At 64.5% G+C, this 11441-nt stretch carries 12 protein-coding genes, 1 tRNA gene and 1 pseudogene; 6 read left to right on the top strand and 8 right to left on the bottom strand.

What is annotated here, in order from left to right; genetic code table 11:
• Both ACIQ2E_RS07860 and queA read left to right on the top strand, forming a co-directional pair.
• Nucleotides 1-686, top strand: a 686-nt coding sequence (locus ACIQ2E_RS07860) for a 2-oxo acid dehydrogenase subunit E2 (protein WP_398328575.1), incomplete at its 5' end; no start/stop codon positions are given.
• Between the two features lie 19 nt (nt 687-705).
• On the top strand, nt 706-1818 hold the full coding sequence (gene queA / locus ACIQ2E_RS07855; RefSeq protein ID WP_398328572.1) for a tRNA preQ1(34) S-adenosylmethionine ribosyltransferase-isomerase QueA: 1113 nt from the start codon (nt 706-708) through the stop codon (nt 1816-1818).
• Between the two features lie 65 nt (nt 1819-1883).
• Here queA and ACIQ2E_RS07850 read toward each other — a convergent pair whose 3' ends face one another.
• The 3 genes from ACIQ2E_RS07850 to ACIQ2E_RS07840 all read right to left on the bottom strand — a co-directional run bounded on the left by ACIQ2E_RS07850 (nt 1884) and on the right by ACIQ2E_RS07840 (nt 3817).
• A complete protein-coding gene (locus ACIQ2E_RS07850; protein ID WP_398328569.1) occupies nt 1884-2483 on the bottom strand; it encodes a superoxide dismutase in 600 nt (199 codons plus the stop codon).
• Nucleotides 2484-2788: 305 nt separating this feature from the next.
• Nucleotides 2789-3409 (bottom strand): FKBP-type peptidyl-prolyl cis-trans isomerase, encoded by a 621-nt coding sequence (locus ACIQ2E_RS07845; RefSeq protein WP_296448559.1) that lies wholly within the window; start codon nt 3407-3409, stop codon nt 2789-2791.
• 39 nt (nt 3410-3448) lie between these two features.
• Nucleotides 3449-3817 (bottom strand): phasin family protein, encoded by a 369-nt coding sequence (locus tag ACIQ2E_RS07840; RefSeq protein WP_398328565.1) that lies wholly within the window; start codon nt 3815-3817, stop codon nt 3449-3451.
• 54 nt (nt 3818-3871) lie between these two features.
• Here ACIQ2E_RS07840 and lnt point away from each other — a divergent pair, with 54 nt between their 5' ends.
• The 4 genes from lnt (at nt 3872) to ACIQ2E_RS07820 (ending at nt 7584) form a co-directional block, all read left to right on the top strand.
• Nucleotides 3872-5338: an apolipoprotein N-acyltransferase gene (lnt, locus tag ACIQ2E_RS07835; protein WP_398328563.1), complete on the top strand. Its 1467-nt coding sequence runs from the start codon at nt 3872-3874 to the stop codon at nt 5336-5338.
• Between the two features lie 19 nt (nt 5339-5357).
• The gene (locus tag ACIQ2E_RS07830; protein WP_398328578.1) at nt 5358-5903 is read left to right on the top strand and encodes a hypothetical protein; all 546 of its coding nucleotides are present in this window, start codon (nt 5358-5360) and stop codon (nt 5901-5903) included.
• A complete protein-coding gene (locus tag ACIQ2E_RS07825; protein WP_398328561.1) occupies nt 5903-7072 on the top strand; it encodes an MFS transporter in 1170 nt (389 codons plus the stop codon). The genes ACIQ2E_RS07830 and ACIQ2E_RS07825 overlap by 1 nt, the downstream gene beginning before the upstream one ends.
• Before the next feature lie 260 nt (nt 7073-7332).
• Nucleotides 7333-7584 carry a hypothetical protein gene (locus ACIQ2E_RS07820; protein ID WP_398328558.1) on the top strand — a complete coding sequence of 84 codons (252 nt, stop codon included), beginning with the start codon at nt 7333-7335 and terminating at the stop codon, nt 7582-7584.
• Between the two features lie 85 nt (nt 7585-7669).
• On the opposite strand, the gene ACIQ2E_RS07815 is transcribed toward ACIQ2E_RS07820, so the two are convergent.
• From ACIQ2E_RS07815 to ACIQ2E_RS07795, 5 genes and pseudogenes are all read right to left on the bottom strand, one after another.
• Nucleotides 7670-7742, bottom strand: a tRNA-Ala gene (locus tag ACIQ2E_RS07815).
• A gap of 105 nt (nt 7743-7847) precedes the next feature.
• Nucleotides 7848-8465 carry a transcriptional repressor LexA gene (lexA, locus tag ACIQ2E_RS07810; protein ID WP_398328555.1) on the bottom strand — a complete coding sequence of 206 codons (618 nt, stop codon included), beginning with the start codon at nt 8463-8465 and terminating at the stop codon, nt 7848-7850.
• Between the two features lie 65 nt (nt 8466-8530).
• Complete coding sequence (locus ACIQ2E_RS07805; RefSeq protein ID WP_398328552.1) at nt 8531-9775, bottom strand: family 10 glycosylhydrolase; 1245 nt, start codon at nt 9773-9775, stop codon at nt 8531-8533.
• A 52-nt stretch (nt 9776-9827) separates the two neighbouring features.
• Nucleotides 9828-10778: an ornithine carbamoyltransferase gene (gene argF, locus ACIQ2E_RS07800; RefSeq protein ID WP_398328549.1), complete on the bottom strand. Its 951-nt coding sequence runs from the start codon at nt 10776-10778 to the stop codon at nt 9828-9830.
• Nucleotides 10779-10942: 164 nt separating this feature from the next.
• Nucleotides 10943-11441: pseudogene (locus tag ACIQ2E_RS07795) on the bottom strand (cell division protein FtsH); the annotation flags it as partial.

The following is an 11441-nucleotide window of genomic DNA, read 5'->3' as shown; positions in this document are numbered from 1 at the left end:
GTCGCCCCGGCGAGAGCGTGAGCTTCAACACGCTGCAGAACGCGGTCAACCGCAACATGCTCGCCAGCCTGGAGGTTCCCTGCTTCCGGGTGGGCTACACGATCACCACCACCAAGCTCGATGCCTTCTACAAGCAGGTGAAGAGCAAGGGCGTCACCATGACCGCCCTGCTCGCCAAGGCTGTGGGCGTGGTGCTCGCTCGCCATCCGCAGGTGAATGCTGCCACCAACGCTGATGGCAGCGCGATGGCCTATCCCGCTGCAGTGAATGTGGCTGTGGCCGTAGCGATGGAAGACGGCGGCCTGATTACTCCAGTGCTGGCCAACGCCGACAAGACCGACATCTATTCCCTGGCTCGCAACTGGGCTGATCTGGTGAGCCGTGCTCGCAGCAAGCAGCTGCAGCCCGACGAATACAGCACCGGCACCTTCACCCTCTCCAACCTGGGGATGTTCGGCGTGGATCGCTTTGACGCGATCCTGCCCCCCGGCACTGGCGCGATCCTGGCGGTGGCCGCCTCCCGCCCAACCGTGGTGGCCGGCAAGGACGGCTCCATGCGGGTCGCCAATCAGATGCAGGTGAACCTCACCTGTGATCACCGCGTGATCTACGGCGCCCATGCCGCTGCCTTCCTCAAGGACCTGGCCCAGCTGATCGAAACCAACCCCGAAAGCCTGGCGATCTGACCTAAAACACCCCCTTTCCATGGCGACAGATCCCGCTGATCTGCGGCTCTCGAGCTACGTCTTCGATCTCCCGGAGACGTTCATCGCCCAACGGCCCGTGGAGCCTCGCCATGCTGCCAGGCTGCTGGCCGTGGAGCCTGGCCCCAAGGCGAGCTGCCGTCATCTCACGGTGTGGGATCTACAGCGGGAGTTGCAGCCGGGTGATCTGCTGGTGGTCAACAACACCCGGGTGCTGAAGGCCCGCCTGCAGGTGCGCCGCCCCAGTGGTGGCTCCGTAGAGCTGCTGGTGTTAGAGCCGGTGCAGGGCAGCGACTGGCTCTGTTTGGCCCGCCCGGCCAAACGGCTCAAACCGGGTGAAGTGCTGCAGCTGGAGCACGACGGTCAGGAGCCCTTGCCGTTGGAGGTTGTGGGTATCGATGAGGAAAGCGGTGGTCGCGTGGTGCGCTTTCCCGAGGCGTGCACCAGCCCCGAGGCGATCGAAGCCCTGCTGGCGCGCTACGGCTCGATCCCATTGCCCCCTTACATCCAACAGCAGAACGACGACGACGACACGCGCTATCAGACCCGCTATGCCTCCCGGCCTGGAGCCGTTGCGGCGCCTACGGCGGGCTTGCACTTCAGTGATGATTTGATCGCTGCGATCCGCGGCCGCGGCGTTGCGATGGCGGAGGTGACCCTGCATGTGGGCCTGGGCACCTTCCGGCCCGTCGAAACTGAAGACCTCACCCAGCTGGAGCTGCACAGCGAATGGGTTGAGGTGTCGCCCACTCTGGTGGAGGCAGTGGAGGCTTGCCGTGCGCGCGGCGGCCGGGTGATCGCCGTGGGTACCACCTGCGTGCGGAGTCTGGAGGCGGTGGCTCGGCTGCATGACGGCGAGCTCAAGCCCCACAGCGGACCGGTGAATCTGGTCATTCAGCCTGGCTATCGCTTCGCGGTGGTGCAGGGCCTGCTCACCAACTTCCACCTGCCCAAGAGTTCACTGCTGCTGCTGGTGAGCGCCTTGATCGGTCGCCAGCGGTTGCTGGATCTCTATGAGCAGGCGAAGGCCGAGGGCTATCGCTTCTTCTCCTACGGCGATGCCATGTGGATTGCGCCAGAGGCGGTGCTGGCGGAAGCGCAACCCCGAGGCTGAAGCCCAGCCAGCAAAAAGCCCCCGGTTTGCGGCCGGGGGCTTGAGCTTGTGATCGCAACGAACGATCAGGCGGCTGCCAGGTTGCTAGCTACGAAGTCCCAGTTCACCAGCTTGTCGAGGAAGGTGGTGATGTAGTCGGGGCGGCGGTTCTGGTAGTCGAGGTAGTAAGCGTGCTCCCACACGTCCATGGTGAGCAGAGCCTTCTGACCGTGGGCCAGAGGCAGATCGGCATTGCCGGTCTTGGTTACCTTGAGGGTGCCGTTGTCGAGCACCAGCCAGGCCCAGCCGCTGCCGAACTGGGTGGCGCCGGCGGCCTTGAACTCCTCAACGAACTTCTCGAAGCTGCCGAAGTCAGCGTTGATCTTGTCGAGCAGGGCGCCGCTGGGGCTGCCGCCGCCATTGGGCTTGATGCACTGCCAGTAGAAGCTGTGGTTCCACACCTGAGCGGCGTTGTTGAACACGCCGGCTTTGCTGGCGTCACCGGCCACTGCGGTGATGGTGTCTTCCAGGCTCTTGCCTTCCAGCTCGGTGCCGGCCACCAGGTTGTTGAGATTGGTCACGTAAGCGTTGTGGTGCTTGCCGTGGTGGAACTCAAGGGTCTGGCGGGAAATATGGGGCTCGAGCGCATCGAGGCCGTAGGGCAGCGCAGGCAGCGTGTGAGCCATGTGACGTGGAATCGTGCTGGATGTGGCCCGGCCATGTGCCGGACGGCCGGGGCATCCTAACGATCGCTTCAGGTTTCCTCGGTCGCGAGAACCGCACAGCATGGAGGGCTGCGAGGAGCGGTGAGGAGCTGTAGCGAGAAGGTGTCCGGCCCCGGATATCCATGGATATCCGGGGCCGGACAGCCGCGGAAGGCGTGTTGATGCCCGCAACCGCAAGAGGGTGCCGCCGTGCCTGGTTAACGAGACCGATCGCTGCAGCCGCTGATCAGGGCACAGTCGATGCGCTGGATGTGATCCTGAACAGATCAGCCCTTGATCTGAAGCAGTTCCACCTCAAAGATCAAGGTGGCATTCGGGGGGATCACACCGCCTGCACCGCGCTCGCCGTAGGCCAGATCGGGAGGAATCACGAGCTTGCGCTTGCCGCCAACCTGCATTCCGGCCACGCCTTCATCCCAGCCTTTGATCACACGGCCTGCGCCCAGGGGGAAGGAGAAGGGGCCGCGGCCGTAGCTGCTGTCGAACTCCTTGCCGTTCTCCAGGGTGCCGCGGTAGTTGACCACAACCGTTTGGCCAGAGGTGGCTTCGGGGCCGTCTCCCACCACCAGATCGGTGATGCGTAGACCCGAGGCGGTGGTGCGCTCCTTGGGGGCTACCAGCTCGCCGCCGAGAGAAGCGGCACCGGAATCGGCGATTTGATCGGGGCTGCCGGCGTCGTTGGCCATGGTGAAAAGCGCGGGGTTGGGGTCTTCGGGGTCCAGCTCAAACTGGCCGCTCAAGCTGGCCGGGGCTGCGGCCGGAGCGGCTGCAACCACCACCTGTGCTGCCGGCTGGGCTTGCACCGTGGAGGGCGCCACCAGCTGGCTGACCAGCGCCAGAAGCAGGCAGGCCACGCACACAGCCGAGCTGATCAGGATGTCGCGCATGGCTCGAGAAGGGCTGAGACGGCGAATTCTGCCCCAGCTTCAGTCGGGAACGTCGCTGTAACTGCTGGCGTCGTTGGCTCCCGTATCGCTGCGCAGCCGCCTGAGTTGTTGCTCCAGCCGATCGATCCGGCCGCGCAGTTCATCCACTTCCCGCTGGCGCGCCAGGCCCAGATCCTGCAGGAGGTGATCGAGATTGCGCTCCACCTGGCGCTCGGTCTGCTTCTCCAGTTCTGGGTTCTCGCCCCGCAGGCTCGCCAGAACGTCGTCCACCAGGGCGGTCGCCTGGGCGGGGTCGAGGCGGCCGCTGCTCACCCAGGCCTGGGTCACGCTGCGTAGGCGGTCGGCCACCAGTGATGTGGTGCCAAGGCCTCGCACCAGCAGCTGTTGAAGCGGATTGCTCGCGTCCATGGGCTCGCCCGTGGTTCCTGCTCCAAACCATGGCGCTTCCTAACGTCGGTGGCCATGGCAGGGAACCGGCCGTTGTGGACATGGAGTGGCGCGGCGGCGGCCGGGTTGCTGGCGGGTCTGGTCTTGCCCCCCTGGGGCTGTCCGCCTTTGCTGTGGCTCGCTTTGGTTCCTTTGTGGGCTTTGGGGCCTGGCCCCGCGGCGCTCTGGGGTGGCGCGGCGGTGCTGGTGAGCCATCGCTGGTTGCTGTGGCTGCATCCCCTCGATTGGGTGGGCGTGCCACTGCCGCTGAGCCTGCCGCTCTGCGTGTTCCTCTGGGCCAGCCTCGGTGTGGTGGCGGCGGCTCTTGTGGGCGGTTGGCGGCTGCTGGTGCAGCGACTGGGGCCTGAGCGCCGGAGTACGGCGTGCCTGGCCGCGGCGCTCTGGGGTCTGGCGGAAGTTGCGTTGGCCAAAGGGCCGTTGTTCTGGATTGGTCTGGGCAGCGCTGCGTTGCCCGGTGATCGCGCCTTGGCTGGCTTGGCCCAATGGATTGGTGCTGGTGGTTTGGCGGCTCTGCAGCTGATGCTGGCCTGGTGGCTCTGGCGCTTGTTGGCTGCCTGGGCTGCGCATCGCAGTGGTGTCTGGCGTTCGGCCGGCGCCTGGCTGCTGGTGGTGCTGTTGCTGCATGCCTGGGGTTGGCGGCTGCTGCAGCTCTCTGGGCCAGTTGCCGATGCGGCAAGCCATCTGAACGTGCTGGTGCTGCAGCCTGCGATTCCTACGCGGGAGAAATTCAGCTGGAGCCAGCAACAGGCTCTCCTGCGCCGTTTGGCCGGAGCACAACTGCAAGCGGAGCGGCAAGGGGCTGATCTGCTCGTGTTGCCCGAGGGGGCTCTGGCTGTGGGGCAGACCCTCCCTCACACCGCCGCAGTGGAGGTGCTGAGTGGTGGCTTCCGCGAGATGGGCGGCGCGTTGCGGAGCTCGGTGCTGCGCTTTGCGCCTGGGGGGCAGGAGCCCGTGCAGGCGATCGATAAACACCGGCTTGTGCCGCTCGGGGAGTGGATCCCCGGCGGCAGTTGGTTGAGCTGGGCGGGATTGTCAGCGGTGGGCGGCGTGAGCTTTGGTGAACCGTCGCGGTTGCTGGCGCGCCCCGCAGGCGCTGTGGGCGTGGCGATTTGCTACGAGATCGCTGATGGGGCTGCGCTGGCCGCGGCAACGCGTGATGGGGCTGGTTGGCTGTTGGCGAGTGCCAACCTCGACCCCTATCCCCCTCAGCTGCAGGGCCAGTTCGCGGCCCTGGCCCAATTGCGGGCCATCGAAACCGGACGTTGGCTGGTGAGCGCAGCCAATACCGGCCCCAGCCTGCTGGTGGATCCTTCTGGCGCTGTGCGTCAACGGTTGAGCGCCGGGATGGCCGCAACCCTGCCGGTGCGGTTGCCGGTGCTGGCTGGTCGTACGGGCTACAGCCGCATGGGCGAGTTGCCGTTGCTACTGCTGTCCGCCGGCGCGGCCGCAGCCCGCCTTGGATCTCGGGTGCGACAATCTTGAGACTTTCTTGAGATTGCCTGTGCGTGCCTCGCGCTGGAGTGTGGCTGCAGCTCTGGCGCTTGGGGTGGCTGGGTTGCAAGTGCCTCCCCTCAGGGCTGAGGGTTTACCGCTGCAGGCCGAGGCGGAGCTGCTCGAGCGTTTGCGCGCCCTGGGGGTGAGCGTGCAGCAAGGTGGTGTCTGCGGTGCTCCCGGTCAACTCGCCACCTACAACATGGGGGCCAATTTGCTCTGCCTGGGTGATGCCCTGCTGGCCAGGCCCACGGAACGCTCCAAGGTTCTCCATCACGAGCTGGTGCACGTGGTGCAGGACTGCCTTGATGGCCTCGAAACGCCTACATCATTGGCCCTCAGCGAAGGGCTGCGCCGGGCTGGTGATCTCACGGAGCGCCAATTGAATGGTTTCTTCCTGCAGCATCTGCGCAATCAGGGAAATCTCCAGCATGTGGTGGCCACCACGGCTCCGCTGCCTCAGGACAGCCGTCAGCGGGAAATCGAGGCGTACGCCTTGCAGGCTGATCCCACCCTGGTGCAGCATCTGCTGCGGCAAAGCTGCCGCAGGCCTTGATGTTCATTGACGATGAGGATTCCCAGGAATCCCCGATTGGCCGGCTGCTGAGCAGCGCCCTTTCGCTCTGGCAACTGCGCGTTTTCCGTCGCTTCTGGGTCGCCAATTTGGTGTCGAATCTCGGCACCAGCGCCTTCGTGATGGCCCTGTCGTGGCTCACGGTGAAGAGCTACGGCGCCAGTGGTATCGCGGCCTTGGCTCTTGGCTATGGCGTGCCGCAGTTTTTGCTGGAAGTGGTGGGTGGTGCCTCTGCTGATCGCATCAGCCGGCGCCGGCTGTTTCAGTTCACCGAAACCGGTTTTTTCATCGTGGCGCTGACGCTCTGGTTGGCGTCGATGCATGGCACCGTGCCTCTCTGGCTGCTCGTGACTGTGAATGCCTGCAATGGAGCCATTTCAGCATTTGATTCCCCTGCTCGCACAGCTCTGATTAGTGAGATGGTGCCTCAGCATCAATGGATGGAAGCCCAGCATCTCTACAGCATCTCCTCCAATATCACCAATATCTTTGGCCCGGCCCTGGGTGGGGTCCTGCTGAGCATTGGCACCAGCAATCGCAGTCATGAAGAGGTGGCATTTTTCTTCAACGTGCTCAGGTTTGTGCCCCTCTTGCTACTGATTCCCTTTCTTCCTTCCCTGCATGCGGTAACCCACGCTGTACGCAGTCAGGGTGAGTCTTTGGTGCGCAGCGTTGCTGAGGGGCTGCAGTTTGTCCGCGGCCAGTGGAGTTTGAGGTCACTGCTGCAGCTGCTGGCGGTGGTGATGCTGTTGGGAATGCCGTTTCAAACCCTGCTGCCGATCTTTGTGCATGGTCACCCCGCCATGGGCGGGGGGCAAAGCCATGGCTACTACGCCGCTTTGCTCTCAGCGGTGGCTCTGGGAGGGTTTGTGGGGGCGGGTGTCGGCGATTGCCAGCTTGAGCAAGGGATTGCAGTCATTCAGTGCGGCAGCGGCCAGTGGGTTGATGCATGCGGTTGCGCTGCTCACGGGTGTGCCTGGATCGGGTTACGGGCCTGTGCAGGTGTCGATGGGAGTGGGGCTGATCCTGGTGGTGTTGCTGTTGCGTGGGCCGCTGCTGGCTCTGGAGGCACGCGCCGCCTCAGTCACTGCCTAGCTCGGGCCCAGAACGAGGGCACAAAAAAGGCGCCCCTAGGGGCGCCGGATGGATGAAATGGCCTCCCCGGATCAGAAGATCTGGGCGCGGGGGTTGCTCACAGTGGCGAGCTGAGCCTGATGCAGGCGCTGGGCCTTCAGGATCTGCGCGCGGATGAGGGCGAGGGTGTTCATGGCGGTGGCCTCAAGCTGGCAGCCCCGTTCCCTGCTGCCAAGGCGTGCGTCCCGCGAGGGGATGAACGTCTTAAAAGTGTAGCAACGGCTACCTGATGAAAAGTGTTCGTGCTGTACTGAATTGATGTCAGCGGGAGCACCTGATGGTGTCTCGCTCTGACGGTGGGGATCTCGGCCCACGAGCTCAACTGCTGCTGTGTGTGCTCACCGTGCTTCAAGGGCCGATTCGTGTTCAGTTGTCGTTGGATCGTCCCTTGCCGGTGAACGCCACGCTGCAGTTGCCGCAGGCTTTGCAGGCGAAGGCGAGCGGAAGTGTGGACGCCAGCGTGGATGGCGAGGTGGATGTAGCCATCGCCGAGCTGATCCAGCACGAGCGGATCCTGATCGGGCTTTGATGCCGAGTCGCTCCTGGGGCGCCTGAGTGCAGCCAGGGGATTCCGAGAACAAAAAAGCTCAGGCAATTGGCCTGAGCTTTCGAAATGGAGCCTAGGAGATTCGAACTCCTGACCCCTTGCATGCCATGCAAGTGCTCTACCAGCTGAGCTAAGGCCCCGATTGGATCAAAAGGCTGATCGGGGCTGGACACCCGAACCGGCCTTGCGGCCCGCCGTTTCGATGCAAAGAGCTTACACCGCAGGGGTGCTGGGCTGATTGCTGCTCAAACCTGGCGCCACACCGCCACCAATTTTCCCTGCACCGTCACCTGTTCGGCGTCGAGCACGATGGGCTCATAGGCCGGGTTGGCCGCTTCCAGTCGCACCTGGCGACCATCGCGGTGGAAGTGCTTGAGGGTGGTGCCGCTGCCAGGTACCAGCGCGCTCACGATCGTTCCTTCGCGCAGCCGGCTGGGCTCCGGCACCGGTTCCATCAGCACCACATCGCCATCGGCAATGTGGGCATCCACCATGGAGTCGCCGTTCACGGTCAGGGCAAACAGACCGCGGGTCTCCAGTACGGGCGCCAGATCGATCCGTTCGCTCACATCGTCAAAGGTTTCCACGAGTCCGCCGGCGGCCACGGCGCCCAACACGGGGATGCCGGGGCTGAGATTTCCGAGCAGTTGCAGGGTGCGGGCTTGGCCTTCCTGCCAGGTGATCCAACCCTTCTGCTGCAGATGACGCAGACGGCTTTGCACCGGAGCTGGGGAGCGCAGCCCCATTGCTTCCATCATTTGGCGGATGGAGGGGCTATGGCGGTGTTGCCCAATGAAGCTCGATAGCCAGTCGTACAGCTCCTGCTGGGCGGGGGTGAGCGGTTCAGGTGATCCTGTGGGCACCGGAGGGGTGAGAGGCTGTCAATACACTTGTACCTCTCGGCTTGCGGTCTGGCAAGCCGTGTTGCTCAGGGCAGGGCTGTTACAACCGGTGGTGCCGGCGCTGGTGGTGGTGGCGGCGGTGTCGCGCCGGGCATTGATGGGGCTGTGATGACGGCGGGTTCGCCCTGGGGAGCCAGCAGCTGCTTCAACGCTGTGATCCGTTCACTCGCCGGTTCAGGCCCAAGGTTCCAGAGGCTTTCCAGATAGAAGAAACCCGTGCCGAGGCCTTGCTCGCGATTGGCATCGACTTTCTCGCGAATGAGTGAGAGCGCTGTAGGGCGATTGCGCTGGCCGCTTAGTACCGCAATCGCTGTGGGAATGCGATCGCGGGCCTCGATCACCTCTGGCCGGCTCAGTTGTGGGAGGTAGCTGGCCAGATCCGGTCTGTAGATCTGGATCAGCAGCTCATCGGCAATGCCGGTTTGCACCCAACGGCGCCAATCCTGCAGCTGCAGTTTGTAGGCGAAGTCGTAGTAGTTCGGGGAGATGGAAACAATGGCGCCGGGCCTCGCCGCGCGAATGGCCTGGCTGAGGCGTTGCATGAAGGCCGTGAGCCGATCAGCCCGCCATTTCACCCAGGCCGGATCATCCGGGTTGGCCGGTGGTGCCTTGCCGGTGTCTTTGCGATACATCTCCACGGTGAACGGGTCGTAGCCAAACTCCCGCGGCAGGCTCATGTGGTCATCGAACTGGATTCCCTCCGCTCCGTACTGGCTCACCACCTCCAGCACCAGATCGCTGATCAGTTGCTGCACTTCGGGCCGGAAGGGATTGAGCCACACCACCTCGCCCGCTGCGCTGATGGAGGTGAGGCCGCCATCGCGTTTCTGTGTGAGCCAGCTGCGGTGCTGCTTGGCGATCTCGGAATCCGGCGGAGCCATCAAGCCGAATTCAAACCATGGCAGCACCACGAGTCCGCGACTGCGTCCCGCATTGATCAGCTCACCGATCACGTCCTGCCCCTGCAGGCCGCGGTAGGTGAAGCCCTGAAAGCCGCGGCTCTCGCTCAGCTGGCTCGGGTAGTAGGCCATGCCGCCGTTCCACACCACCACGTACAGCCTGTTGAACTGCAGCTGGGCTAGTTGATCCACCGTGGCCTGCATGCGCTCGCGATCACGCAGTACGGGCATGTCGTTGGCGGTGAGCCAAACCCCCCGGAGTTCCTGCTGCTGCCCCTGCGATGGTTGGCTCCAGGCAAGGATCCAGGCGCTGAGTAGAGCTGCCGCCAGAACCCGCCGCCTGCTCCTTCGGGCTGGATGCGAGTGCGCCATGCCCTAACGCTAAGGAGAGAGCCTGGTGCGCTCCGTGCTTTAAGGCACGCGCTCAGGTGCCTCCGAGCAGGGCAGCCAGCAGGGCCTGTTGGGCATGCAGGCGGTTTTCGGCCTGGTCAAAGATGCGACTGCTGCTGCCTTCCATGGCGCCGGCGCTGATCTCCAGGCCCCGATAGGCGGGGAGGCAGTGCAGCACGATCGCCTGCGGATCGGCTTCAGCCACCAGCTCTTCGTTGAGGCACCAGCCGCTGAAGGCGGCTTCGCGGGCGGCTTTTTCATCCTCCTGGCCCATGGAGGCCCAGACATCGGTGTAGAGGGAATGGGCACCGCGCACGGCGGCCACAGGCTCGTGCAGCACGTCGATGCTGCAGCGGGTGCCTGCAAGCTGGCGGGATTGCTCGAGCACCCCGGCATCCGGCTCATAGCCCTTGGGGCAGCCCACCCGTACGTTCACCCCCAGCAAGGCGCCGCAGAGCATCAGCGAGTGGGCCACGTTGTTGCCATCACCCACATAGGCGAGGGTGAGCCCTTCCAGTTCGCCGAAGGCTTCCTGAAGGGTGAGGTAGTCGGCAAGAGCCTGGCAGGGGTGCTCCAGATCGGTGAGGGCGTTGATCACCGGAATGGAGGCCCAATGGGCGTAGTCGGCCAGTTCCTCCTGGGCGAAGGTGCGGATCGCCAGCGCATCCACATAACGGCTGAGCACGCGGGCGGTGTCGGCCACCGGCTCACCGCGGCCCACCTGGCTCACCTGGGGATTGAGGTCGATGGTCTGCCCGCCCAGCCTGGCCATCGCCACCGTGAAGCTCACCCGGGTGCGGGTGGAGGCCTTGCTGAAGATCAGGCCGAGGCTGCGGCCGCCGAGATCGATGCGGGTGCGGCCTGCCTTGAGATCGCTCGCCAGCTGAAGCAGAGCGGCGGTCTGCTCGGTCGTGGTGTCGGTGGAGGAGAGAAAGTCGCGCCCTTTCAGCTCCGCCAAGGCTGGGTAGCCGCTGCTGGCAGCCATCGGCCTTTCTTCAAAGAACCCTTATCCGAGATCACGGGCCCCTTCGTCAAGGGTCTGGCCCTGTGGGGGCACACCAAAAAGCGCCCAGAACGGGATATCCGTGGATATCCAGCTCTGGACGCTGATGGCGTGATGCTGCCCGACCAGCTGTGAGTCAGGGCCGATCAGGCAATCGCCACGGCCTCTTCGGGCATCACGCTGCTGGCCAGGAGGTTCTTGAGATCGTCACCTTCGATCACTTCCTTCTCCAGGATCTGCTGGGAGATGCTCTCCAGCAGCTCGCGGTTGTGGTGAAGGATCGAGAGGGCTCGGTCGTGGGCGCGGTCCACCAGGGTGCGCACCTCCTTATCGATCGCCTGGGCGGTGGCATCGCTCACCACCCGGCGGGGGTTGTTGCCGCCCCCGAGGAAGCGGCTGCCGCCTTGCTTGTCGTAGGCAAGGGGGCCGAGCACATCGCTCATGCCGTAGGTGCCCACCATCTGCTCGGCGATGTCGGTGGCGCGCTGCAGGTCGTTGGCGGCGCCGGTGGTGACGGCACCAAACACGATCTCTTCAGCGCTGCGGCCCCCTAGCAAGGTGGCGATCTGGCCTTCGAGGTCTTCCTTGGAATTGAGGAAGCGCTCTTCGGTGGGCAGCTGCAGGGTGTAACCCAGGGCTGCCATC

This window comes from Vulcanococcus sp. (assembly GCF_044369115.1).
In the GTDB taxonomy this organism is placed as follows: Bacteria; Cyanobacteriota; Cyanobacteriia; order PCC-6307; family Cyanobiaceae; genus Vulcanococcus.
This window is presented reverse-complemented; position numbering and strand designations above follow the sequence as displayed.

What these genes read in the sequence shown, in the direction of transcription:
- queA (WP_398328572.1), top strand. Translation starts at nt 706, where the DNA reads ATGGCGACAGATCCCGCTGATCTGCGGCTCTCGAGCTACGTCTTCGAT.
- ACIQ2E_RS07850 (WP_398328569.1), bottom strand. Translation starts at nt 2,483, where the DNA reads ATGGCTCACACGCTGCCTGCGCTGCCCTACGGCCTCGATGCGCTCGAG.
- ACIQ2E_RS07845 (WP_296448559.1), bottom strand. Translation starts at nt 3,409, where the DNA reads ATGCGCGACATCCTGATCAGCTCGGCTGTGTGCGTGGCCTGCCTGCTT.
- ACIQ2E_RS07840 (WP_398328565.1), bottom strand. Translation starts at nt 3,817, where the DNA reads ATGGACGCGAGCAATCCGCTTCAACAGCTGCTGGTGCGAGGCCTTGGC.
- lnt (WP_398328563.1), top strand. Translation starts at nt 3,872, where the DNA reads ATGGCAGGGAACCGGCCGTTGTGGACATGGAGTGGCGCGGCGGCGGCC.
- ACIQ2E_RS07825 (WP_398328561.1), top strand. Translation starts at nt 5,903, where the DNA reads ATGTTCATTGACGATGAGGATTCCCAGGAATCCCCGATTGGCCGGCTG.
- ACIQ2E_RS07820 (WP_398328558.1), top strand. Translation starts at nt 7,333, where the DNA reads ATGGTGTCTCGCTCTGACGGTGGGGATCTCGGCCCACGAGCTCAACTG.
- ACIQ2E_RS07805 (WP_398328552.1), bottom strand. Translation starts at nt 9,775, where the DNA reads ATGGCGCACTCGCATCCAGCCCGAAGGAGCAGGCGGCGGGTTCTGGCG.
- argF (WP_398328549.1), bottom strand. Translation starts at nt 10,778, where the DNA reads ATGGCTGCCAGCAGCGGCTACCCAGCCTTGGCGGAGCTGAAAGGGCGC.